20 protein-coding genes are annotated in these 22,433 nt (G+C 68.1%); 16 read left to right on the top strand and 4 right to left on the bottom strand.

The genetic code is table 11. The features are described from left to right. The first annotated feature begins 105 nt into the window (after nt 1–105). The 13 genes from AB0L70_RS35260 (at nt 106) to AB0L70_RS35200 (ending at nt 14,793) form a co-directional block, all read left to right on the top strand. Complete coding sequence (locus AB0L70_RS35260; RefSeq protein ID WP_363691154.1) at nt 106–1,092, top strand: LacI family DNA-binding transcriptional regulator; 987 nt, start codon at nt 106–108, stop codon at nt 1,090–1,092. Beyond that, a complete protein-coding gene (locus tag AB0L70_RS35255) occupies nt 1,089–2,012 on the top strand; it encodes a sugar ABC transporter permease (RefSeq protein WP_363691153.1) in 924 nt (307 codons plus the stop codon). The genes AB0L70_RS35260 and AB0L70_RS35255 overlap by 4 nt, the downstream gene beginning before the upstream one ends. Beyond that, nucleotides 2,009–2,842, top strand: coding sequence for a carbohydrate ABC transporter permease (locus AB0L70_RS35250; RefSeq protein ID WP_363691152.1), 834 nt, complete (start codon nt 2,009–2,011; stop codon nt 2,840–2,842). Before AB0L70_RS35255 ends, AB0L70_RS35250 begins: the two co-directional genes overlap by 4 nt. An 81-nt stretch (nt 2,843–2,923) precedes the next feature. Next, nucleotides 2,924–4,207 carry a sugar ABC transporter substrate-binding protein gene (locus tag AB0L70_RS35245; RefSeq protein ID WP_363691151.1) on the top strand — a complete coding sequence of 428 codons (1,284 nt, stop codon included), beginning with the start codon at nt 2,924–2,926 and terminating at the stop codon, nt 4,205–4,207. Then, nucleotides 4,204–5,343: an ADP-ribosylglycohydrolase family protein gene (locus AB0L70_RS35240; protein WP_363691150.1), complete on the top strand. Its 1,140-nt coding sequence runs from the start codon at nt 4,204–4,206 to the stop codon at nt 5,341–5,343. The genes AB0L70_RS35245 and AB0L70_RS35240 overlap by 4 nt, the downstream gene beginning before the upstream one ends. After that, complete coding sequence (locus tag AB0L70_RS35235; protein WP_363691148.1) at nt 5,340–6,638, top strand: ADP-ribosylglycohydrolase family protein; 1,299 nt, start codon at nt 5,340–5,342, stop codon at nt 6,636–6,638. Before AB0L70_RS35240 ends, AB0L70_RS35235 begins: the two co-directional genes overlap by 4 nt. Further along, a complete protein-coding gene (locus AB0L70_RS35230) occupies nt 6,628–7,527 on the top strand; it encodes a ribokinase (protein WP_363691147.1) in 900 nt (299 codons plus the stop codon). Before AB0L70_RS35235 ends, AB0L70_RS35230 begins: the two co-directional genes overlap by 11 nt. Further along, nucleotides 7,524–9,512 (top strand): SUMF1/EgtB/PvdO family nonheme iron enzyme, encoded by a 1,989-nt coding sequence (locus AB0L70_RS35225; RefSeq protein ID WP_363691146.1) that lies wholly within the window; start codon nt 7,524–7,526, stop codon nt 9,510–9,512. The genes AB0L70_RS35230 and AB0L70_RS35225 overlap by 4 nt, the downstream gene beginning before the upstream one ends. Continuing rightward, a complete protein-coding gene (locus tag AB0L70_RS35220) occupies nt 9,509–10,696 on the top strand; it encodes a CoA transferase (protein WP_363691145.1) in 1,188 nt (395 codons plus the stop codon). The genes AB0L70_RS35225 and AB0L70_RS35220 overlap by 4 nt, the downstream gene beginning before the upstream one ends. A gap of 24 nt (nt 10,697–10,720) precedes the next feature. After that, a complete protein-coding gene (locus AB0L70_RS35215; RefSeq protein WP_363691143.1) occupies nt 10,721–11,545 on the top strand; it encodes a CoA ester lyase in 825 nt (274 codons plus the stop codon). Nucleotides 11,546–11,547: 2 nt separating this feature from the next. Continuing rightward, on the top strand, nt 11,548–13,140 hold the full coding sequence (locus AB0L70_RS35210; protein ID WP_363691142.1) for an NAD(P)/FAD-dependent oxidoreductase: 1,593 nt from the start codon (nt 11,548–11,550) through the stop codon (nt 13,138–13,140). Further along, nucleotides 13,137–13,556, top strand: a complete 420-nt coding sequence (locus tag AB0L70_RS35205) for a TIGR03668 family PPOX class F420-dependent oxidoreductase (RefSeq protein WP_363691141.1) — start codon at nt 13,137–13,139, stop codon at nt 13,554–13,556. The genes AB0L70_RS35210 and AB0L70_RS35205 overlap by 4 nt, the downstream gene beginning before the upstream one ends. Nucleotide 13,557: 1 nt before the next feature. Then, a complete protein-coding gene (locus tag AB0L70_RS35200) occupies nt 13,558–14,793 on the top strand; it encodes a DUF6596 domain-containing protein (RefSeq protein WP_363691140.1) in 1,236 nt (411 codons plus the stop codon). On the opposite strand, the gene AB0L70_RS35195 is transcribed toward AB0L70_RS35200, so the two are convergent. Genes AB0L70_RS35195 through AB0L70_RS35185 form a run of 3 tightly spaced genes read right to left on the bottom strand, consistent with a single transcriptional unit; the run spans nt 14,790 to nt 17,847 of the window. Continuing rightward, entirely contained in the window at nt 14,790–15,752 is a 963-nt protein-coding gene (locus AB0L70_RS35195) for a Gfo/Idh/MocA family oxidoreductase (protein WP_363691139.1), read from the bottom strand. The two genes, AB0L70_RS35200 and AB0L70_RS35195, sit on opposite strands and share 4 nt — an antisense overlap. Continuing rightward, nucleotides 15,749–16,756 carry an alcohol dehydrogenase catalytic domain-containing protein gene (locus AB0L70_RS35190; RefSeq protein WP_363691138.1) on the bottom strand — a complete coding sequence of 336 codons (1,008 nt, stop codon included), beginning with the start codon at nt 16,754–16,756 and terminating at the stop codon, nt 15,749–15,751. The genes AB0L70_RS35195 and AB0L70_RS35190 overlap by 4 nt, the downstream gene beginning before the upstream one ends. 59 nt (nt 16,757–16,815) lie before the next feature. Beyond that, complete coding sequence (locus tag AB0L70_RS35185) at nt 16,816–17,847, bottom strand: LacI family DNA-binding transcriptional regulator (protein ID WP_363691137.1); 1,032 nt, start codon at nt 17,845–17,847, stop codon at nt 16,816–16,818. Nucleotides 17,848–17,912: 65 nt separating this feature from the next. Between AB0L70_RS35185 and AB0L70_RS35180 the strand changes: the two genes are divergently transcribed. Further along, nucleotides 17,913–19,217: an acyl-CoA dehydrogenase family protein gene (locus AB0L70_RS35180; RefSeq protein WP_363691136.1), complete on the top strand. Its 1,305-nt coding sequence runs from the start codon at nt 17,913–17,915 to the stop codon at nt 19,215–19,217. Then, a complete protein-coding gene (locus AB0L70_RS35175; RefSeq protein WP_363691135.1) occupies nt 19,217–20,422 on the top strand; it encodes an acyl-CoA dehydrogenase family protein in 1,206 nt (401 codons plus the stop codon). Before AB0L70_RS35180 ends, AB0L70_RS35175 begins: the two co-directional genes overlap by 1 nt. A 545-nt stretch (nt 20,423–20,967) precedes the next feature. Here the strand turns inward: AB0L70_RS35175 and AB0L70_RS35170 are convergent. Beyond that, complete coding sequence (locus AB0L70_RS35170) at nt 20,968–21,633, bottom strand: fasciclin domain-containing protein (protein ID WP_363691134.1); 666 nt, start codon at nt 21,631–21,633, stop codon at nt 20,968–20,970. A gap of 238 nt (nt 21,634–21,871) precedes the next feature. Here AB0L70_RS35170 and AB0L70_RS35165 point away from each other — a divergent pair, with 238 nt between their 5' ends. Continuing rightward, a complete protein-coding gene (locus tag AB0L70_RS35165) occupies nt 21,872–22,405 on the top strand; it encodes a hypothetical protein (RefSeq protein WP_363691133.1) in 534 nt (177 codons plus the stop codon). The last annotated feature ends 28 nt before the right edge of the window (nt 22,406–22,433 follow it).

Here is a 22,433-nt window from a genome sequence, read left to right as displayed (position 1 = left end):
AGGTCACAGCCTGGTAATCGCCGGGCGCCCGCAATTGACCTGTGGGCGTCGGCGTCCTACTGTCGGTCCTGTAAACGATTACAAGAACGATTACAGGAGGTCGGCGTGAGTCGTCCGACGATCGCTGGGGTGGCTCGGTCGGCCGGGGTCTCGGTGGCGTCGGTGTCGCGCGTCCTGAACGGACTGCCCGCGACCGAAGAGATGGTCGAGCGGGTGCAGCGGGCGGTGCAGGAGCTCGGCTACGTGCCTGATGCCCGGGCCCGTTCGCTCAAGGTCGGACGGACCTTCCAGCTGACCCTCGCCGTCGCCGACGTCGGTAACCCGGTCTACGTGACGATGATGCGTGCGGTCGAGGAAGTCGTCTCCGCCGCCGGTTATCGACTGGTCGTGACGACGACCGGACCCGATGTGGTCGACGAGGTCGCCCTGGTCCGGGGTATGGCGCGTGGGTACGCCGATGGTCTGGTGATCAGCCCGCTCCGCGTCGACGAGGACCTGATCAAGTCGATCCGCGAGTGCGAGGTCCCGGTGGTTGTCGCCGGTAACGTCCCCGCCAAAGCAGGAGTGGACACGATCCGGGCGAATTCGCCGAAAGGCATGCTGCTCGCGGTGGAGCACCTGGTCTCCCGCGGCCGCACCCGTATCGCCTTCCTGAACGGTCCCGCCGACACCGTCCCGGGCACCGCCCGCGCGAAGGGTTTCGCGGACGCGCTCAAGGCACATCACCTGAAGTCCGCGGGCGAGACCGAGGCGATGGACTTCACGTTCGCCGCCGGCCGGGCATCCGGGGGAGCGGTGCTGCGATCGAAGCCCGACGCGGTGATCGCCGCGAACGACTTGCTGGCCGTCGGGCTGATGCACGAGCTGGCCGCGGCCGGGCTCGACGTACCCGGAGATGTCGCCGTGGTGGGGATGGACGACAGCGAGCTCGCCGAGCAGTGCTTCCCGCCGTTGACGAGTGTGAACCTGGGCTCCGCCGAACGTGGCCGCCGCGCAGCGGAGTTGCTGTTGGCAAGGATCGAGGACAGCAGCAGGACCCCGCGGCGGATCGTCGTACAGCCTTCACTGAGTGTGCGGAGGTCGACCCCATGACCGCGACTGTGACCGCCCCGTCCCCGGCTCCGCCCCGCAAGACCACGAGGCCGAAGCAGAATCGGGAAGCGATCTTCCTCTTCCTGCCCGCGCTGCTGCCGGTCCTGTTGCTCAGCGTCTACCCGCTGATCCGCGGCATCGCGCTCGGCTTCACCAACGCGCGCGCCGGGCTGAACGTCGACACCGACTTCATTGGCTTCGGCAACTTCTCCAAGCTGCTGCACAACGGGCTGTTCTGGGACTCGTTCCGGATCGGCGTGATCTGGACGCTGTCGGTCACGATCCTGCAGTTCGTCGCCGCGCTCGGCCTCGCCCTGCTGCTCAACACCAACATCAAGTTCCGCGGCGTCGCCCGTACGATCGCATTGATCCCGTGGGCGATGCCTCCGGTGGTCGTCGCGATCATGTGGCGGCTGCTGCTGCACCCGACCAACGGCCCGGTCAACGAGATCCTGCAGAAGCTGCACCTGACCGACCACCCGATCAACTTCCTCGGCGACTTCAGTACGGCGTTGCCGGCCGTGATCGTGGTCGGCATCTGGGTCGGCATGCCGATGACGACCGTGACCCTGCTGGCCGGCCTGCAAGGTATCGACCGGAGCCTGTACGAAGCGGCCGCGGTCGACGGCGCGAGCGCGTGGAGCCAGTTCTGGAACATCACGCTGCCGCAGCTGCGGACCGTGATCGTCGCGATCACCAGCCTGGACATGATCTGGAACTTCAACTCGTTCGGCCTGGTCTACGTGCTGACCGCCGGCGGTCCGGGCGGCAAGACCATGCTGCCGATGCTGTTCGCCTACAACGAGGCGTTCCGGTACGGGAACTTCGGCATGGCGGCCGCGATGGGTGACGTGATGGTCGTGATCATCATCTTGTTCCTCGCCTTCTACCTGCGGAACCGGCTGAGGAGCGAAGCATGAGAACGCGTCCGGCCGCCCGTGCCCTCCAGTACGTCGCTGTGCTCTGCTACCTGATCTTCCTCGGCTTCCCCCTGCTCTGGCTGATCTCCAGCTCGCTGAAGTCGCCGCGGGAGTTCGCCAGCATCACGCCGAGCCTGCTCCCGAAGAACGTCGACTTCTCCAACTACACCGACGCTCTCAGCGAGCAGGGGCTGATCCGGGGACTCGGCAACAGTCTGCAGATCTCGATCCTCACCACCATCCTGGTCCTGATCGTGGCGCTGCCGGTGTCCTACGCACTGGCACGCTTCCGCAGCCGGCTGCGGCCGATCACGAACGGCTGGATCCTGGTCAGCCAGGTCTTCCCGGTCATCCTGATCGTCATCCCGCTGTTCATGCTGCTGCGCCCGCTGCACCTGACCAACACGATCCCCGGTGTGGTGATCGTCTACATGGTCTGGTCGCTGCCGTTCGCGCTCTGGATGCTGCAGGGGTACGTCGCCGCCGTACCGCGGGAGCTGGAAGAGGCGGCCTCGGTGGACGGCGCGAGCCGGGTGCGGACGATCGTCTCGATCGTGATGCCGTTGCTGCGGCCGGGACTGATCGCGACCGCGATGTTCACGTTCATCTCGGCGTGGAACGAGTTCTTCTTCGCCCTGGTCCTGCTCCAGGACCCACAACTCAAGACGTTGCCCCTGGTGCTCGCCCGCTTCGTCGGTGCCGAGGGCCAGGTGCAGTTCGGTCCACTCGCAGCGGCGTCCGTCCTCGCCACTGTCCCCAGCTTGGTCTTCTTCGCCTTCCTGCAAAGACGGCTTACTTCCGGCCTGCTGAGTGGTGCTGTCAAGGGCTGAGAAAGAAAGAAGAAGTAGGGAGCGTAAGCCGCCTGCTGAGCGGCGCAGTCAAGGGCTAGTCCCTTCCCCTGAGGAGAAAAGATGAGAAAAGCAGTAACCGCTCTGATGGCGGCGGGCGCACTGGTGGCTCTCGCGGCCTGTGGTGGTAACAGTGACGACGGCAGTGGCTCCGGTGATGCGCCGGCCGAGAAGGTGACGCTGAAGTTCCAGAGCCTCGCGTTCCAGAAGACGACCGTCGCCGCGACCAAGAAGATCGTCGCGGACTGGAACGCCGCCAATCCGAACATCCAGGTCGAGTACGTCCAGGGCAGCTGGGACTCCGTGCACGACCAGCTGGTCACCCAGTTCCAGGGTGGCACCGCGCCGGACATCATCCACGACGAGTCCGCCGACATCACCGGCTTCATCAACCAGGGGTACCTCGCGGACCTCTCGCCGTACCTGAGCCAGGAGACCAAGGACGCCGTCTCGCAGGGTGTCTGGGACTCGGTGTCGAACGACGGCAAGGTGTACGCCGCTCCCACGCTGCTGCAGTCGTACGTCGTGTTCGCGAACTCGGCGCTGCTCAAGTCGGCCGGGATCACCGCGACCGGTGACTCACTCAGCTGGGACGACCTCGCCGCGGACGCGAAGAAGCTGACCGCCGCCGGCAAGTACGGACTCGGCTGGGGTCTGAAGAGCCCGACCGCGACCGTGCTGAACCTGGGCATGAACTTCGACGGCCAGTTCTTCGACGGCACCGGCCGGGACGCGAAGGCGAAGATCGGCGACCCGGAGCTCGAGGTGCCGAAGCGGATCCACGCGATGGCCTACGACGACAAGTCGATCGACCCGACCTCGCTGACCCAGAGCAGCTCCGACGTCCTGCCCGGCTTCTACGCCGGCAAGACCGCGATGGTTGTCGGCGGCAACTTCACCGCCCAGCAGATCCTCGAGGAGGCGCCGAAGGGCTTCCAGTGGGAGGTGCTGCCGCCGCTGAAGGGCACCAGCACCAAGCAGGCCGCGAACCCGCAGACCCTGTCGGTGCCGGCCGAGGGCAAGCACATCAAGCAGGCCGCGCAGTTCATCGACTACTACATGAAGGCCGACAACCTGGCCGCGGTCGGTCAGGGCGACTGGCTGATCCCGACCACGCAGGGCGCCCGGGACGCGATCCTGAAGGCGACCGGCGGCAAGAACGGCTGGCAGCAGACGCTTGCGAGCGGCAACGACCTTACCAAGGCGCCGTTCCAGAGCGTGGAGAACTACCCGAAGTGGAAGGACCAGATCGCGACGCCGGCGCTCCAGGAGTACCTGGCGAACAAGACCGACCTGGCCGCGTTGGGCAAGAAACTGAGCGATGGATGGGGTCAGGTCAACCAGTGACGTCCTTGCTGGAACAGAAATCGACGGGTGCTCTCGTCGGCTCCGCGGTCGGTGACGCGATCGGTGGAGCCGTCGAGGGCTGGACCCCGGAGGCGATCCGGGAACGGCACGGCGGCTGGGTGACCGGCATCGTCGGTCCGTGGTACGACGATTGGCGCACGGCCCGGCCGATCGCGCCGTACCACAAGGGCGACGGGCACATCACCGACGACACGTTGATGACGCACGCGCTGGTCGAGGTGTACGACGAACTCCGTACCCATCTCGACGCGTACTCGATCGCCGACGTGCTGGTGCCGAAGATGGTGAACGGGCCGCGGTGGGTGCCCGAGCTGGAGGCGGACGCGCTCCTCCTCCAGCGGGTGTTCCTGGCCGAGAAGTGGCTGGTCGCCCGGCTGCACTACGGGCACGTCGATCCGCGCGAGGCCGGTGTCGGCAACATCGTCAACTGCGGTGCTGCGATGTACATGGCGCCGGTCGGGATCGCGAACGCGGGCGACCCGGAGGGTGCGTACGCCGAGGCGATCGAGGCGGCCGGCGCACATCAGTCGAGCTATGGGCGGGAGGCGGCCGCGGTGTTCGCGGCCGCCGTCGCCGCCGCGATGGCACCCGACGCGACCGCCACGTCGGCGGTGGAGGCAGCATTGGCGCTCGCCAAGGACGGCACTCGGAGGGCCGTCGAGGCGGTGGTCGCCGCGGCGGACGGTGTGACCGACTGGCAGCAGGCGATTCCCCTGCTGCGCCAGGCGATCGAGCCCTATGACACGGTCGGCCCGGACTATCGGGACCACTCGCTGGATGCCCGCCGGCCGAGCCGGACCAAGGCGATCGAGGAACTCCCGGTCGCGCTCGGCTTCGTGCTGGTGTCGGAAGGCGACGTACGCCGGGCAGTCCTCGGCGGCACGAACTACGGGCGGGACGCGGACTCGATCGCGTCGATGGCCGGCGCGATCACGGGTGCGCTCAGCGGACTGACCGGCGTACCGGCGGACTGGGCGGCCGAGATCGCGACGGCGAGCAAGACCGACCTCGAGCAGCCGGGCCGCGTGATGGCCTCGGTCGCTCTGGATCTCCGGGACGCCGACGCGCGTCGCTGGGCCCGGCGGACCGACGTACTGGAGAATTTGTCGAGATGAGGATGACCTGGGTGCAGCCGGAGGATCTGCTGCCGCACCAACTGGTCCAGTCGCGGTCCGAGGGTGTCGACGTCACCGACGTTCAGGCGCGCTGGCTGACCGCCGGCGGTACGACGGACGCCCCGGCCTCGGGTGCCTCCGACCAGCCGGCCCCGCCCAAGCTGCGGGCGCTCGCCGGCGAGCTGCTGGACGAACTGGACCGGCGTACGGCGCCTTGGTCCGAGCCGGCCATCCCCGACCTGCCGTCGCTGGGGGAGCCAGTGGACCTTGAGGGGCGGACGCTCAACGCATGGCTCGGGCGAGCCGCCGGGAATCTGCTCGGCAAGCCGGTGGAGAAGATCCCACGCGAGGGCATCCGGGAGATCCTGGACAGCTCCGGACAGTGGCCGCTGCGGCAGTACATCACCGCGATCGGCGTACCGGATGAGGTGCAGGCCCGCTGGCCGTGGAACCGGCGGTCGAAGCCGACCAGCTTGCGTGAGGTCATCGACGGGATGCCCGAGGACGACGATCTCAACTTCGCCATCCTCGCGCTGCGGATGCTCGAGCAGCACGGGTCCGGGCTGTCCACCGACGACGTCGCCCAGGCCTGGCTGAACGACCTTCCGGCCGGCCGGGTGTTCACCGCCGAACGTGTTGCCTACCGCAACCTTCTCGATGGCGTCGAGCCGGCCCGGGCGGCCCTGGTCGCCAACCCGTTCCGGGAATGGATCGGTGCGCAGATCCGGACCGACGCCTACGGCTGGACGCATCCGGGTGATCGCACCGCAGCGGCTCGCGTCGCCCTGGTCGACGCCCGGCTGAGTCACACCGGTGCCGGTGTCGACGGTGCCCTCTGGGTCGCCGCGATGTCAGCTGCTGCCCTGGTCCTGGACTCGCCGCGCGAGGTGGTTCTGGCCGGACTTGAAGTGGTCGATCCCGACGGGACGATCGCCCGGGCGGTCCGGTTCGGGCTGGGCCTCGCCGACCTCACCCTGGATGACGCACTTGATGCGCTGCACGCGGAGTACGGCGACCTGCATTGGGTACATGCAGTGAACAACACCGCACTCACGGCCTATGCGCTGACCGCCCCGGACTTCGGCAGCGCGATCGGCCGTGCGGTGATGGGTGGGTGGGACACGGATTCGGTCGGCGCCACCGTCGGTGCGGTGTTTGGCGCCGTCCGCGGAGTTCCGGCAGAGTGGTCTACACCACTTGACGACCGGGTGACCACAAGTCTCCCGGGCCTGGATCAGATCGCGATCACCGAACTGGCGAGAAGGACCGTGGAGGTAGCCCGGCGTGAAGCCTGAAGTTGTCGTCGTGGGCAGCGCGAACGTGGACCTGGTCCTTCCGGTTCAGCGGATCCCCCGGCCCGGCGAGACGGTGCTCGCGGGAGTCATGACCCGAGGTCCCGGCGGCAAGGGTGCGAACCAGGCGGTGGCGTCCGCGCGCGCGGGTGCGCGAACGGCGATGGTGGTCTCCCTCGGCGCCGACGACGGCGGCGCTCTGCTGCGCGATGCACTCGGCAGCTCCGGGGTCGACCTCACTCTGGCCTCGTCGAGCGACGCCCCGACCGGTACGGCGATCATCACGGTCGACGAGAGCGGTGAGAACTCGATCGTGGTCGCGCCCGGCGCCAACGGTGAGCTGACGTTGTCCGACCAGGCGATCGCGGCCGTCGGTGAGGCGAAAATCGTTCTTTCCCAATTGGAGATCCCGTTCGCGACCGTTCAGCAGGCCGCGGCGGCGAGCTCGTACTTCATCCTCAACGCGGCCCCGGCGGCCGAGTTGGCGGACGAGTTGCTCGCTCACGTCGACCTGCTCGTGGTGAACGAGAGCGAGGCCGAGGCGATCGCCGGTTCGGACCGGTCCGCGCTGCTGAAGAAGGTGCCCGCCGCTTTGGTCACCCTCGGTGCGGCCGGGGCGGTGATCCTGACCCGGGGTGACGACGAGATCGTGGTGCCCGGCGTACCGGTCGAGGTGGTCGACACGACCGCCGCGGGGGACACGTTCTGCGGCGTGCTGGCCGCGGCTTTGGCTGCCTCGTCAACTACCGACGCGGTCACCGGACGCGACCTGACGAATGCGGTCCGACGCGCTAACGTTGCTGCTTCACTGAGTGTTCAGGCCGCGGGGGCAATTCCCTCGGTGCCTCACGGGGATGCAATCGACGCGCGCTATGCGGAGGTGTACCTGTGAACCCGCTCGAGCCGCGGCCTATCGATCTCCCCGCCCGGGTGGATCTGGGGCTCCGGGCCGACCTGTCCTTCCTCGACGACGCCAAGATCCTGGGCGCGCCGGAGGATCCGGCCGACCTGCCGCGGTGGCGCGCCAAGCTCGCCGAGTGGTTCGTCGGCGCCTCCGAGCGGACCGTGTACGACGGCTCTCACTACGACGTCCCCGGCCGCGAGTGGACCCAGACGGCGTACTCGGTGGCGCTCGTCTGGCTCTGGGACGACCAGCTGTACGACGTCGAGTCCGGCCGGTTCACGCCGGACAAGTTCGTCCAGCACGGGGTCGACGACTTCGGCGGGTACGACGCGGTCGTGCTGTGGCACGCCTACCCGGTGATCGGGATCGACTCGCGGAACCAGTTCGACTTCTACCGGGACGTGCCGGGGCTCCGGAAGCTGATCGTCGACCTGCACCGGCTCGGCCTGAAGGTGTTCTTCGACTACAACCCGTGGGACGTCGGCACCCGCCGGTCCGCGCGTTCCGACGCAGACGAGTTCGCCGACCTGGTCACGGAGTACGACGTCGACGGCGTCTTCCTGGACACGCTGAAGGAAGGCGATCCGGCCTTCACCCGCGCACTGCGCAAGGCGAATCCGGCCATCGCGCTCGAAGGTGAGTCGCGGTTGCCGATGGCAAGGATCGGCGACCATGCGCTGTCCTGGGCCCAGTGGTTCGCCGACACGCACGCACCCGGCATCCTGCGCGCGCACCTGTTCGAGCGCCGGCACATGATGCACCACACCCGCCGGTGGAACCGGGACCACAGCGAGGAGCTGCAGTCGGCCTGGATCAACGGCGTCGGCATGCTGGTCTGGGAGTCGGTGTTCTCGGCCTGGGTCGGCTGGAACGCCCGCGACCGGTCCACCCTGCGCCGGATGGTCGCCGCGCAGCGCGCGTTCTCCCCGGTGCTGATCAACGGGGACTGGATCCAGCTCACCCCGGAGATCCCGGACAAGGCCCGCGCGCACGGTGTCTACGGGTCTCGCTTCGATCTGGCCGACATCACCTTCTGGACCCTGATCAACCGCCACGAGGACGACTTCGACGGCGTCGTACTGCGGTCCGAGGATCAGGTCGGCGACTGGTACGACGTGACGACCGGGGTGCCGATCACGGCGGACGACGACGGCGTCCACTTGGTCGTGCCGGGGCGCGGTGTTACCGGGATCGTTCGGGTCGGTGCGACCGCGGGGTCGTCCTGCCGGGCGACCGCGCGACGGCTGGGCACGATGCCGCGCAAGCACTCCAAGGACTCCGCCTTCCCGATGGCACCCGCACAGCTTGTCCCGGTGCCTGAGGTCTGGGGCGACGCTCAGATCGGTGCGACGGTCGCCGTGCCGGCGGGGGAGCGGGTACTGAAGGTCCGGCACCGGCGGCGGGAGACCGGTCTGTACGACCAGGCGCCGTACGTGGAGGAGTGGAAGCCGCTGCCGCCACGCCTGCACGACCAGCGGACGGAGACGCGCGAGGTGTCGCTCAACGGCATCTCGGTCGCGATCCGCGAGGTGACCAACGCCGAGTACGCCGAGTTCCTGGCCGCGACGGGGTATCAGCCACGGATCGCGAACCGGTTCCTCAAGCACTGGGTGGACGGCGCCCCGGCCGCGGGGACCGAGGAGCACCCGGTGACGTACGTCGACCTCCCGGACGCGCGGGCGTACGCGAGCTGGCGGGGTGGCCGGTTGCCGACCGAGGACGAGTGGCAGCTCGCCGCCGTTGAGCCGGAGTTCACCCGCGCCGAGCCCTTGGTGTGGAACCTGACCGAGAGCGAGCACCGCGACGGCCGCAGCCGGTTCTGCATCCTCAAGGGCGGTTCGCACTATGTTGCCGAAGGCTCCGACTGGTACGCCGACGGTGGGCCGCAGGAGCCGGACGTGAGCTTCAAGCTGGTGCTCACCGGTGGTGGTCTCGATCGTTCGGAGACCATCGGCTTCAGGTGTGCGGGATGAGGCCTGCTGCTCTCGACGGTGTGAAGGTGCTCGAAGCGGCGACGCTGTTCGCGGGACCGCTCGCGGCGACGTTCCTGGGTGACTTCGGGGCCGACGTCACGAAGATCGAGCACCCGTCCCGACCGGATGCCGCGCGTACGCACGGTGCGTCGAAGGACGGCATCGGGCTGTGGTTCAAGACGCTCGGCCGGAACAAGCGGCTGGCGACGCTCGACCTGTCCCGGGGGCGCGATGTCTTCCTCGAGCTGGTCCGTTCTCATGACGTGCTTGTCGAGAACTTCCGGCCGGGGACCTTGGAACGCTGGGGCTTGGGGCCCGAGGTGCTGCTCGAGGCGAACCCGCGGCTGGTGATCGCCCGGGTGACCGCGTTCGGTCAGGTCGGTCCGTGGTCCAGCCGGCCCGGGTTCGGATCGCTGGCGGAGGCGATGAGCGGTTTCGCCGCCGTCACCGGTGAGCCGGACGGACCGCCGACGCTGCCGCCGTTCGGACTCGCGGACGGGATCACCGCGCTCGCGACGGCGTACGCCGTGCTGGTTGCGCTGCGGGAACGGGATCGGTCCGGGGCCGGGCAGGTGATCGACATGGCGATCATCGAGCCGATCCTGATGATGCTCGGTGGTGGGATCACGGCGTACCAGCAGACCGGGTACGTCCAGCCGCGGCTCGGGAACCGGTCGTCGAACAACGCGCCGCGCAACGTCTACAAGACTGCCGACGGCCGATGGGTCGCGGTGTCGACCAGCTCGCAGAGCATCGCCGAGCGCGTGGTGACGCTGGTCGGCCGGGCTGATCTGGTGGGCGAACCATGGTTCGCGACCGGTCGGGAGCGGGCGCAGCATGCGGACGAGTTGGACTACGCGGTCGGATCATGGATCGCCGAGCGGCCGCTGGACGAGGTGATGGCCGAGTTCGAGAAGGCCGAGGCCGCGGTCGGGCCGGTGCACGACATCCGCGGCATCGTGACCGACCCGCAGTACGCCGCTCTCGGCACGATCGTTGCCGTGGACGACGAAGAGCTCGGTGGGCCGGTGCAGATGCAGAACGTGCTGTTCCGGCTGTCCGAATCGCCGGGGTCGATCCGGTGGGCCGGCCGGCCGCATGGCGCGAACACCGACGAGGTGCTCGCGGAGATCGGCGTCACGCCGGAGCAGCTCGCAGCGTTGCGCGCGGCCGGTGTGGTGTAGGCAGCCACCTGGAGGGGGCATGAGGTGCTGACGGCACTGTATGTTCCGGCCAACCGGCCGGATCGGTTCGCGAAGGCGGTTGCCGCGGGCCCCGATGTGGTGGTGTTCGATCTCGAGGACGCCGTACCCGTTGACGACAAGGCGGATGCGCGCGGCTGGGCGGTCGCCTGGATCGCCGCGAACGCGCAGGCGGCGGTGGAGATCCGGGTGAACGCGCTGGGGACGCCGTGGATCGAGGACGATCTGGCCGCGGTGTCCGGCGTACCGTCGGTGCGGATCCGGTTGCCGAAGGTCGAGAGTGCGGCCGACGTCCGGGCCGTGCTCGAACAGGTGCCGTCGGCAAGGATCACCGCGTTGATCGAGTCGCCGCTCGGGGTGGAGCGGGCGTTCGAGATCGCGTCGGCGGATCCGCGGGTGGCCGCGATCGCGTTGGGTGAGGCCGATCTGTCGAGTGCCTTGGGGGTGGATTCCCCGGTGGGACTGGCCTGGGCGCGCGGGCGGCTGGTGTCAGCGTCCCGAGCTGCCGGGTTGGGTGCGCCGATGATGTCGGTCTATCCGCACGTGAACGATGCCGACGGTCTGCGTAGTAGCTGTCTCGAAGGTCGAGAGCTCGGTTTCGTTGGCCGGACAGCGATCCATCCCCGGCAGCTGCCGACGATCATCGAGTGCTTCACGCCGAGCGCCGTCCAGGTCGCCGAGGCCGAGGTATTACTTGCGGCGGTGGAGAAAGCCGGGGTGACCGAAGGCGGCGTGATCGTGCTCCCGGACGGCCGGATGGTCGACCCCGCGATGGTAGGGCGCGCCCGCGAGGTCACGACGCTCATGCAGGAGATAGAGCTAAGGTCGTAGGCATGTTGCCGCGGAGTGTTGATGCTGTGGTGATCGGTTCGGGGCCGAACGGGCTGGTGAGCGCGATCGCCCTGGCCGACGCGGGCTGGGACGTGCTGGTGCTGGAGGCCGCCGACAGCTTCGGCGGCGCGGTCCGCTCGACCGAGAACGACGGCTGGATCAGCGATCGTTTCAGTTCGAACTATCCACTGGGTGTGGCTTCTCCGGTGCTGCGTGCGCTGGAGCTGGAGAAGTTCGGGCTGAAGTGGGCGCACGCGCCGCTGCCGCTCGTGCATCTGCTGGACGAGGACGGGTCCTCGGTCGCGGTCCACCCGGACCCGGAGGACACCGCGAAATCGATCGGCGTCGACGATCCGGGTGACGGTGACGCGTGGCTGCGGATGTACCAGCAGTACGTCACGATCCGTGAGCCGCTGCTGAAGTCGCTACTCACTTCCTGGCCGCCGGTCCTGCCGGGCATCAAGCTCGCGCGCAAGCTGGGGTCGGCGGGGGAGTTGCTGCGGTTCGCGCGGTTCATGGCGATGCCGATGCACCGGATGGGCCAGGAGCTCTTCACCGGTCCTCGCGGCCCGGCCGTGCTGGCCGGCAACGCACTGCACGCGGACTCGCCACTGTCCGGCAGCGTCAGTGGCACGATGGGCTGGCTGCTCGCGATGCTCGCGCAGGACGTCGGCTTCCCGGTCGCCACCGGTGGTTCGTCGGCCTTGTCGGGTGCCTTGGTCCGCCGAGCCGAACGAGCAGGTGCCTTGCTTGTCTCGAGTACGCCGGTCACCGGGATCGACGTCTCCGCCGGCCGCGTGACCGGCGTACGCGCGGCATCCGGGGAGACGGTCGCGGTCAGCCGGGCGGTCATCGCGGACACCTCCGCGCCGGCGCTCTACCGCGGACTGTTGTCGGGGGCAACGATTCCGGCCGGACTGAAACGGGACCTGGACGAGCAGTTCGAGTGGGACTACCCGACCGTCAAGCTGAACTTCCGGTTGAGCGGACCGATCCCGTGGAAGTCACACGAGGCACGCTCCGCCGGAGTGGTCCACCTCGGTGGGACCGCCGACGACCTCGTCCACCTGTCGGCCGACCTCGACACCGGGCGGTTGCCGTCCCAGCCGTTCCTGCTGATCGGCCAGACGACCAAGTCGGACCCGACCCGTTCACCGGCCGGCACCGAGGCAGTCTGGGCCTACTCGCATCTGCCCCGCGGCATTGCCGACGACGAGTCGGCGGGGAAGCTGGCCGGCCGGATGGAACGCGCGATCGAACGCTACGCACCCGGCTTCACCGATCTCATCGTGGACCGCGACCTGCAGCGGCCGTCCGCGTTGGAGTCTGGCAATGCCGCCCTCGGCTTCGGCGCTGTGGGCGGCGGAACGATGCAGCTTCACCAGCAACTCGTCTTCCGCCCGACGATCGGTCTGGGCAGTCCACGGACCTTCGTGTCCGGGCTGTACCTCGGCAGCTCCGCGATCCACCCCGGCGGTGGTGTCCACGGCGCCTGCGGTCACCTCGCCGCTCGGACCGCGCTCCGGGACGCCTCGGTCCTCGGTCCGCTCACTCGGACCTTCCCAGCCGCGGCACTCCGGCACCTGCAGCGTTGAGACTTCAGGAAGCCACCTGTCGAGCCCGGGTCGCGGCGGCGCGGGTAGCCCGGTTGGCGACGGTCGGAGCCGACTCGCAGCCGCACGTCGTACCCGTGACCTATGCGGTGCATGGTGATGAGCTGTTCATCGGGATCGATCAGAAGCCGAAGACCACGACCGATCTGAAGCGGCTGCGCAACATCGCGGCGAACCCGCGAGTGGCGGTGCTCGTCGACGAGTACGACGAGGACTGGACGCACCTGTGGTGGGTGCGCGTCGACGGGGTGGCCCGGGTGCTGGACGATAATTCGGCGGCGGTGGGATTGCTGGTTGCGAAGTACCCGCAGTACGACGCCGATCCGCCGCGCGGGCCGGTGATCGCGATCAGCGTGGACGGGTGGTCCGGCTGGTCGTACCAAGGTGAGGGGAACTGACGTGGCGGGTGTCGAGGGGTTGTTGCGGGAGTTGGCGCCGCAGGTGCTCGGGTATCTCGCCCGCCGGCACGGACAGTTCGATCTGTGCGAGGACGCCGTACAGGAGGCGTTGCTGGCGGCTGCGACGCAGTGGCCGGTTGACGGCGTACCGGGGAATCCGCGCGGGTGGTTGATCACCGTCGCGAGCCGGCGGCTGACCGATCAGTTCCGCAGCGAGAGTGCGCGGCGGCGGCGCGAGGACACCGCGGCGGCGATGGCCGGACCCGAGGAACTGGTTGCTCCGGGCGCCGATACCGACGGGCCGCCGGAGGACGACGACACGTTGACCTTGCTGTTCCTGTGCTGCCATCCGGCGGTGACACCGGCGTCGCAGGTCGCGCTGACCCTGCGGGCGGTCGGTGGTTTGACCACGGCCGAGATCGCCCGGGCGTTCATGGTGCCGGAGGCAACGATGGCGCCGCGGATCAGCCGGGCGAAGAAGAGCATCAAGGCGGCCGGCAGCCGGTTCGTGATGCCGCCGGAGGAGGAGCGGGCCGACCGGCTGCGCGTCGTCCTGCAGGTGCTCTATCTGATCTTCAACGAGGGCTACACCGCGAGTTCGGGTGAGGCGCTGCAGCGGGTCGAGCTGACCACGGAGGCGATCCGGCTGGGTCGGATGCTGCACTCGGCGCTGCCGGACGACGGCGAGGCCGCGGGCCTGCTGGCCTTGATGCTGCTGACGGACTCCCGCCGTACGGCGCGGGCGACCGCAGACGGCGGCCTGGTCCCGATCGACGAACAGGACCGGACGTTGTGGGATCGCGGGCAGATCACCGAAGGGGCCGAGTTGATCCTGACCACCCTCGCTCAGGGTGAGGCCGGTCCGTACCAGCTGCAGGCGGCGATCGCGGCGGTCCACGCCGAAGCGCCCAGCGCCGACGAGACGGACTGGCCGCAGATCCTCGCGTTGTACCTCCTCCTCGAGAAGCTCGCGCCGAATCCGATGGTCACGTTGAACCGCGCGATCGCACTCGCGCAGGTGGATGGCCCACAGGCCGGCCTCGACCTGTTGGCCACGCTCGACGAGGACAAGAACCTCACCGAGACCCACCGGCTGGACGCCGTACGAGCGCATCTCTACGAGCGGGCCGGGGAGTTGGCGAAGGCGCACGAGCATTACCTCGCCGCGGCCCGCCGTACGACGAGTCTGCCGGAGCAGCGTTATCTGACCGAGAAGGCCGCGGCGATCGCTGGTTAGAGGCTGACGCGCCGCCCAGATTCGTGGGACTCGATGGCGGCGTGGGCGAGTTGGAGAGCGCGTCGGCCGGCTTCGGCGTGAACCGGCGGTTGGTTCCCGGCGCGGAGGGCTTCGAGGATCGCGTCGACGTGGCGGTCGAACGTGCCGGCGAAGTTGCGGGCCTCGTCGTCGAAGTAGCCGGAGTGCCAGCGACGCTCGACATCGTCGCCGGCCTTGGAGAAGGACAGTGCGCGGACGGTGTCGTGGATGACCAGGCGGCCCTCGGTGCCGTTGATCTCGACGAGCTGCGAGTCCGGGTACGCGTAGGACGAGTCGTAGCTTCCGAGCATCGTGCCGACCGCCCGGTTCTCGAACTCGAGGGCGAGCGCGACGGTGCTGAGTGCGCCGTACGTCTTGTCGGTCATCTGCGCCGCGACGCTGGAGATGTTGCCGACCAGGTGCTCGAGCATGTCGAAACCGTGGCACTGGGTCTCGATCAGGTTGGCGTGTGGCGAGTTGCCGTGGTTCGCCTCGCCGCCGAAGCGCCAGGTGGCGAAGACGGGTTCGCCGATCTCACCGGCCTCGATGAGGGCCTTGGCGCGCTGGACGGGTTCGGCGTACCGGTGGTTGAAGTTGATCGCGAAGAACTGGTCGCCCGCCTCGGTGAGCAGCGTGTCGGCCTCGGCGAGGTCGAAGACGAGCGGCTTCTCGACGAGCATCGGGATGCCGGTTTTCAGGAGCTGCCGCGTGACCTCGAAGTGGTCTTCGTTGGGCAGGCAGACGGTGATCAGGTCGGGCCGCTCGCGTTCCAGCATGAGGTCGAGATCCGTGTACGGCGTGGCTCCGTACCGCTCGGCCCGTGCCTTGGTGCGTTCGGGGGTGCGACCGGCGATCGCACACAGCTCGGTATCGGGGCGTCGGGAGAAGATGCGGGCGTGCTGTTCGCCCCAGCCGCCGGCGCCGACCACCGCGACCCTCATGAGGCCGGGTCCTGGGTGATGACGACCTTGCCGGTCCGGCCGGCGAGGAACAGGCTGAACGCTTCGTCGATCTCGGCGACCGGGAAGCGGTGACTGATCACCCGGCCGATCAGCTCTTGGTTGGCCTGGAGGAGGGCGAGGTTGCCGGCCATCTCGTCGTACCGGAAGTATTCGCTGCCGAGGATGGCGTGCTCGGGGGCGATCAGGTCGCTGGACACGTCGATCGTGATCGTCTCGCCGTGGCCGACGCAGATCAGGGCGCCGCGTTGGCTGATGATGTCGAGTGCGCCGCGGCGGGCGATCCCCTTGCCGGTCGAGTCGAACGCGATGTCGGGGTTCCCGGCGGCTTTGAGGTCGTCGGCGCGGACCGGGGTCGCGCCGAAGGATTCGGCGAAGTCGAGGCGCCAGGGGGTGAGGTCGGAGATGAAGATCGGGACGTCGGCGCCGTACCGGAGTCTGCTCATCACGGCCAGCCCGATCCCGATCGGACCGGCGCCGGCGATGTAGACGCTCTCGATGTCCTGACGGACCAGGGCCGCGCGGCCGAGGGCGTGGCTGCTGGTGCCCATCACGTCCAGCAGCATGGTCGCGTTGCCGATCTCGATGTCGTCGGTGATCGGGAAGAAGTTCGTCTCGTGGACCAGCTCGTACGGCCCGTAGCCGCCGTCGTGCGTGAAGCCCATGTCGGCGCGTTTGCTGAAGCACTGGTTGGTCGCGCCGTACCTGCAGCTGCGGCACTCACCGCAGTAGTCCATCAGGAAGACGGCGCCGCGGGTGCCTTGCGCTGTCGTGGTGCCTTCGCCGGTCGCGATCACGGTGCCGGCGGCTTCGTGACCTGGTACGACGCTGGAGCCACCGAAGTACTGGTCACGGTCGGTCCCGCAGAGGGCGTTCGCCTGCACGGCGAGTAGGAGCTGACCCGGGCCGGGGTCCGGGTAGTCGTGGTCCGCGAAGTCGATCCGGCCGTCGCCGGCGAAGACAGGTGCTTGGGCGGTTCGGGTCATGGGGCTGAAATTTACTACGTAGCAAATGTTGGGAGCAAGGGGTTGTGCGCTGGTTTGTGTCAGCGGGTCGTGCTCTCCCGGAGGCGGAGTTCGTAGCCGGCCATCCGGTGTTGCGGGACGTGCGACCCGGCGGCGCCGAACTGTTCCTCGAGGAGATCGAGCGCCATCCCCGCGATGTCGTCCAGCAGTGGTGCGACCGTGCTGAGCGACGGCGTGGCCAGGCTCGACTCGACGATGTCGTCGAAGCCCATCACCGCCACCTGCCCGGGCACGTCGATGCCGGCCCGGACCAGGGCGCGGATTGCGCCGAGGGCGGCCGAGTCGTTCATCGCGAAGATGCCGTCGGGGAGTGGCTTCCCGAGCAGGCCTGTGATGGCTTCGGCGGCAGCGGCCGTGGTCCACTCGCAGCTGACGACGAGGTCCGGGTCGAGCTTGATCCCGTGCTTCTTCAGCGCGGCCTGGTACCCCTGAAGGCGGAGTTGGTACGAGCGTCTGGGTCCGTTGTTCGCGCCGAGCAGGAGGATGCGGCGTCGGCCGGTGTCGAGGAGATGGGTGACCGCGGCCTGGGCGGCCTCCCGGTTCTTGATGCCGACGTGGTCGATCTCGCTGCCCGGCTCGCGGTCGCCGACCAGGACCACCGGGTACTTGCGGTCCTCTAGCCGGCGGTCCTTGAGCCGGCGGTCCTCTAGCCGGCGTTCGTCGGCGCGGCTGAGGTTGACCGCGCTCATGATCAGGCCGTCAGTGACGATGTCGCCGCCACCGTGGAGAAGTTCGAGCTCCGCTTCATGCCGTCCACCGGTGGTTTCGACGACCACCGTCGTACCCCTGCGTTGGGCTGCCGCGATGACGGCTTCGGCGAGGTCGGCGAAGTACCGCTCGCTGAAGGTGGGGACGGCCAGGGTGACCGTGCCGGTGCGGCCGGTCCGGAGCCGGCGGGCAGCCGTGTTCGGGCGGTAGCCGAGGGCGTCGAGGCTGGCCTGAACGCGGGCGCGGGTGGTGGGGGAGACGTGGACGTAGTTGTTGACCACGTTGGAGACGGTGCGCTGCGACACTCCGGCGTGACGCGCGACGTCGGACATGCTCACAGCCACGTCGGCAGGCTATCACCGGTGCCTTGACGTGACTTGAGTTGTAACTTCGGTTTACAGTTGCTGGCATGAGCCTTCAGGAGCGAGCGCGAGGCCGGCGGGACGCGATCGGGTTCGGCGTGGCCTTGCTGAACCGGCTGGCCAAGGTGCGGGCGATCGACCGGTTCGGGCTGCGGAAGCAGACCGAGCGGGTGGTGTTCGAGGCGACCAAGACCGGTTTCCGGACGGCGGGAGCGCTTTCGCGGAGTTTCACGGCCGTGTCCAAGCTGGCCAAGCCGTCGCGGTTGCCTGCGGCGCGGGGGACCGGGCAGTTCGATCTGACCCCGACCGAGGACCAGCAGACGGTGGTCGAGGTCGTCCGGGAGTTCGCCGCGGAGGTGCTGCGTCCAGGTGCGGCGGCTGCGGATGACGCGGGTGTGACGGAGGAGAAGGTGCTGACGTCCGCCGCCGAGCTCGGGTTGAGCCTGATCGAGGTGCCGGAGGAGCTTGGCGGCATCGTGACCGAGCGATCGGCGATGACCGGCGTACTCGTGGTCGAGGCGATGGCGCACGGAGACATGGGGCAGGCGGTGGCGTGCCTCGCACCGGCGGCCGTGAGTACGGCGATCTCGTTGTGGGGCGATGAGACGCAGCAGGCGACGTACCTGCCGGCTTTCACCGGGGACTCTGTACCGGCGGCCGCGTTGGCGCTGCTTGAGCCGCGGGCCTTGTTCGATCCGTTCAGCTTGCAGACGCGGTGGTCGGGCGGGCGGTTGAACGGGGTGAAGTCGTTGGTGCCGCTGGGGGCGTCGGCCGAGCTGTTCGTGATCGGGGCTTCGACTCCGGCGGGGCCGGCGTTGTTCGTGGTGGAGTCGGATCATCCGGGGGTGACGATCGAGGCTGAGCCGTCGATGGGGTTGCGGGCGGCGTCGCTGAGCCGGGTGATCTTGGCGGACGTGCCGGCGGTGCAGTTGGGATCGCTTGAGGACTATGCCGAGTGCGTGCGGCTGTCGCGACTCGGGTGGTGTGCGTTGGCGCTTGGTACGGCACGGGCGGTCCTCGACTATGTGACGCCGTACGTGAATGAGCGGACTGCATTCGGTGAGCCGATCAGCCATCGGCAGTCGGTGGCCTTCATGGTGGCGAACATCGGGATCGAGCTGGAGGGGATGAAGCTGGTGACGTACCGGGCCGGATCGCGTGCTGAGCAAGGGCTTCCGTTCGCTCGTGAGGTCGCTTTGGCGCGGCGGCTGTGTTCGGAGAAGGGCATGCAGATCGGGACTGACGGCGTACAACTGCTGGGCGGGCACGGGTTCGTGAAGGAGCATCCGGTCGAACGCTGGTACCGCGATTTGCGGGCCATCGGGATCATGGAAGGCGCGGTGCTCGTCTGATGATCAACCTCGAGACGCCCCGGAAGTTCCGGGCCTTCATCAACCAGGCGCACCAGGTCGCGACGGAGATGCTCCGGCCGAACTCCCGGCGGTACGACCTGGCCGAGCACGAATACCCGGTCGAGCTGGACATGCTGGCCGCGCTGGTCGACGGGTTAGGTGCCTCGGGCACCGGTTCGGGTGCGGGCGCTTCCGGCGTACGGCGTACTGCTGCGGCCGAGGGGGTCGTGAACGGGTCGAACATGTCGTCGGTGCTGTCGATCATGGAGATGTGCTGGGGCGACGTCGGGCTGCTGCTGTCGATGCCGCGGCAAGGGCTGGGCAACTCGGCGATCGCCTCGGTGGCGTCTGACGAGCAGTTGCAGCGGTTCGACGGAGTCTGGGCGGCGATGGCGATCACCGAGCCGGAGTGTGGGTCGGATTCGGCCAGCATTCAGACGACTGCCCGGCTCGACGGGGACGCTTATGTGCTGAACGGCGAGAAGATCTTCGTCACCGCCGGTGGGCGCTGCGACGCGGTGGTGGTGTGGGCGACGCTCGACAAGTCGTTGGGTCGCGCGGCGATCAAGTCGTTCGTGGTCATGAAGGACACACCCGGGATGACGGTGGAGCGGCTCGAGCACAAGCTGGGCATCCGTGCGTCGGACACCGCGACGATCCGGTTCGACAACTGCCGGGTGCCCGCGGAGAACCTGCTCGGCTCACCCGAGATCGACACGGACAAGGGCTTCGCGGGCGTCATGCAGACCTTCGACAACACCCGTCCACTCGTCGCCGCGATGGCGGTCGGAGTTGCGCGGGCCTCGTTGGAGCTCACCCGATCGTTGCTGGCCGAGGTAGGGGTTGAGGTCGACTACGACCGTCCCATCCACCTCCAGCCGTCGGCGGCCGCGTCGTACCTCGCGATGGAAGCCGATTGGGAAGCCGCCTACCTGCTCACCCTCCAGGCCGCCTGGATGGCCGACAACCACCGCCCCAACTCCCTGGAAGCCTCCATGGCCAAAGCCAAAGCCGGCCGCACCGCCAACGACATCACCCTCCGCTGCGTAGAACTAACCAGCTCCCTCGGCTACTCAGAACACCACCTCCTCGAAAAGTGGTCCCGAGACAGCAAAATCCTCGACATCTTCGAAGGCACCCAACAAATCCAACAACTCATCGTCGCTCGCAGATTGCTCGGCAAAACCTCCGCCGAGTTGAAATAGGTCTATTCGCAAGGGATCCAGGCGTGACCGAGGCTGCCTCAGAGCAGGCTCGGACCATCGGCGAGCGGCCCACCCTCAGACCGGTGATGACCCCTGCTCCGTCCCTGCTCCGTCAGCCGCGTCGTGCGGTCGGTCTTGTAGCGTCGCCGACCTCGACTGTGCTTGTAGGGCGGTGCGATGACGCCAACCTCTACGAGCGCGGGGGAGCGGGTTACGGTCGGTGGGCGCCGATCAGTTGGGCCATCTCGGTATGGCGTACGACGACCTGTCGGGACGCTCGTCGCCTTCGAACCCGTTGAACCCAAGTGGCCGCGGCTACAACCGTGGCGCCGCTGTGATAGCTCGACGACGACTCCACCGCCAACCCAGTGGGAAACGGACTTACCGAGGCCAACATGTTCTGCGGGTCGTTGGAAGGGATCTGGGCACTGAGCCGCGATGGAGTGCAGGCCAGAGCTGTAGAGATCTCGATGTCTTGCATCTGATGGCAGCGGTAGCCCGGTCGGCAGGAGTGAGGATGGTCTACCGCTGCCCGGCGGCTGTCGTTAGATGTCGAGTGGGCGGAGGACCAGAGTGATGCCGTGGGCGATTTGCTTGTTGCCCTTGTTGATGTCCAGCGCGCGGCGGTTGAGCCGCGGATTGCGGTCGTTGCGGTCGGCATCGATCAGCCGGACGATCTTGAAGCGCTTACTGATCACGTCGACCTTGATCGAGCCACCCGGCAGGGCTGTCTTGACGGTTGCGCCGTCGGACTTCAACGCGGTCCGACTGTCGATGGTCGCTCCGGGGATCACGTGATACAGCAGGACCGCCTCGATGGTGTCGACGCCGAGTAGTCCGGCGAGGCCACTGAGGAGGGCACTCTCCGACTTGTACCACTTGCCGGTCAGGTCCTCGGCGAGGAGCTGGAAAGCGCGATCGCTCGGCAGGAAAGCCGTGAGCGGCACGTTGCCGTTGGCCAAGACCTTCACGGGGCTGTTCGGCTTGGCAGCGAGAACGGTAGTTACAGCGTTGGTGAGTACGTCGTAGTCACTCCAGTTGTGATCGAAGGTGTCGCCGTCAGCCGCGAGTACGGTGGCGAGGCTGCGACTGCCCAGCTGATGATGGGCTGACGCCTGGGTCGTGGTCGCGACTGCGCTCGTGACGACCACTCCGGCTGCGACCAGGACGGCCGCCAGGGAACGAGTCAGGCGTCGTGAGATTTTGCGCATCGGACAACCTTTCGATGAGCACGGTCGCGCCGTCGCGACCGCTGTCACCTTCACTTCCGATCGACAGGGCGCCACGGATGCATCGTCGCAGCGCCATCTGCGCGCCCTGCGGTTGTCCCGATCAGGTACTCCCGCGGAGGTAGCCGAATTGTCGCCTCTCGGCGGATTCGTGCAGGGGCCCGCTCGACAAGACTGGCTTACGAACTGGAACGGAAGACCTCGAGATCAGGAGATGGGCATGAATCACTCGGTTCAGACAGATGACAGACCGACAAGGGCCGCATCCCCGGCGTCGGCGGGTGCGCGCCCGGGACGGACGGCGCGGAAGTTCCCGCTCACTGACCTGTCGGTGTGGTTGATGGTCACGCTGATCGCGGTCGGCCTGCCTCGGACGGTGCTGGCCGATCTCGACATCGTCCGGCCGGAAAGCTCGCTCCTCTACTACATTCTGGCCTTGGCGCCGTTCGCGGTATGGCTGGTGGTCGCAGTCTTCCACGACGCGCGTAAACCCTTCATGAACTTCGTGGTCGTCGGTGTCCTGTACGGATTGTCCCTCGTCGTCATCCATCAGGCCCTGTGGAATGCCGGCGCGTCGCTCGGCCATAACCCTCCCGTCGCCGCGGTCAACTTCGCCGACTCGGTCGATCCGGCGTACCAACAACTTGCCCTCCGCGGATACACCGTCATGATCGCGATGGCGATCGGGGTAGGCACTGGACTTGTCGCGGGGCTTGTCGCGATGACAGCTCGGGCTCGCCGTTCGCGACGCTGACGAGTCGGCTTGCTACCGATGCGACGAC

It is taken from the genome of Kribbella sp. NPDC051952 (assembly GCF_040680855.1).
Classification (GTDB): Bacteria; Actinomycetota; Actinomycetes; order Propionibacteriales; family Kribbellaceae; genus Kribbella.
This window is presented reverse-complemented; position numbering and strand designations above follow the sequence as displayed.

What these genes read in the sequence shown, in the direction of transcription:
- AB0L70_RS35165 (WP_363691133.1), top strand. Translation starts at nt 21,872, where the DNA reads ATGAATCACTCGGTTCAGACAGATGACAGACCGACAAGGGCCGCATCC.
- AB0L70_RS35170 (WP_363691134.1), bottom strand. Translation starts at nt 21,633, where the DNA reads ATGCGCAAAATCTCACGACGCCTGACTCGTTCCCTGGCGGCCGTCCTG.
- AB0L70_RS35245 (WP_363691151.1), top strand. Translation starts at nt 2,924, where the DNA reads ATGAGAAAAGCAGTAACCGCTCTGATGGCGGCGGGCGCACTGGTGGCT.
- AB0L70_RS35210 (WP_363691142.1), top strand. Translation starts at nt 11,548, where the DNA reads ATGTTGCCGCGGAGTGTTGATGCTGTGGTGATCGGTTCGGGGCCGAAC.
- AB0L70_RS35195 (WP_363691139.1), bottom strand. Translation starts at nt 15,752, where the DNA reads ATGAGGGTCGCGGTGGTCGGCGCCGGCGGCTGGGGCGAACAGCACGCC.
- AB0L70_RS35255 (WP_363691153.1), top strand. Translation starts at nt 1,089, where the DNA reads ATGACCGCGACTGTGACCGCCCCGTCCCCGGCTCCGCCCCGCAAGACC.
- AB0L70_RS35175 (WP_363691135.1), top strand. Translation starts at nt 19,217, where the DNA reads ATGATCAACCTCGAGACGCCCCGGAAGTTCCGGGCCTTCATCAACCAG.
- AB0L70_RS35220 (WP_363691145.1), top strand. Translation starts at nt 9,509, where the DNA reads ATGAGGCCTGCTGCTCTCGACGGTGTGAAGGTGCTCGAAGCGGCGACG.
- AB0L70_RS35190 (WP_363691138.1), bottom strand. Translation starts at nt 16,756, where the DNA reads ATGACCCGAACCGCCCAAGCACCTGTCTTCGCCGGCGACGGCCGGATC.
- AB0L70_RS35180 (WP_363691136.1), top strand. Translation starts at nt 17,913, where the DNA reads ATGAGCCTTCAGGAGCGAGCGCGAGGCCGGCGGGACGCGATCGGGTTC.
- AB0L70_RS35250 (WP_363691152.1), top strand. Translation starts at nt 2,009, where the DNA reads ATGAGAACGCGTCCGGCCGCCCGTGCCCTCCAGTACGTCGCTGTGCTC.
- AB0L70_RS35235 (WP_363691148.1), top strand. Translation starts at nt 5,340, where the DNA reads ATGAGGATGACCTGGGTGCAGCCGGAGGATCTGCTGCCGCACCAACTG.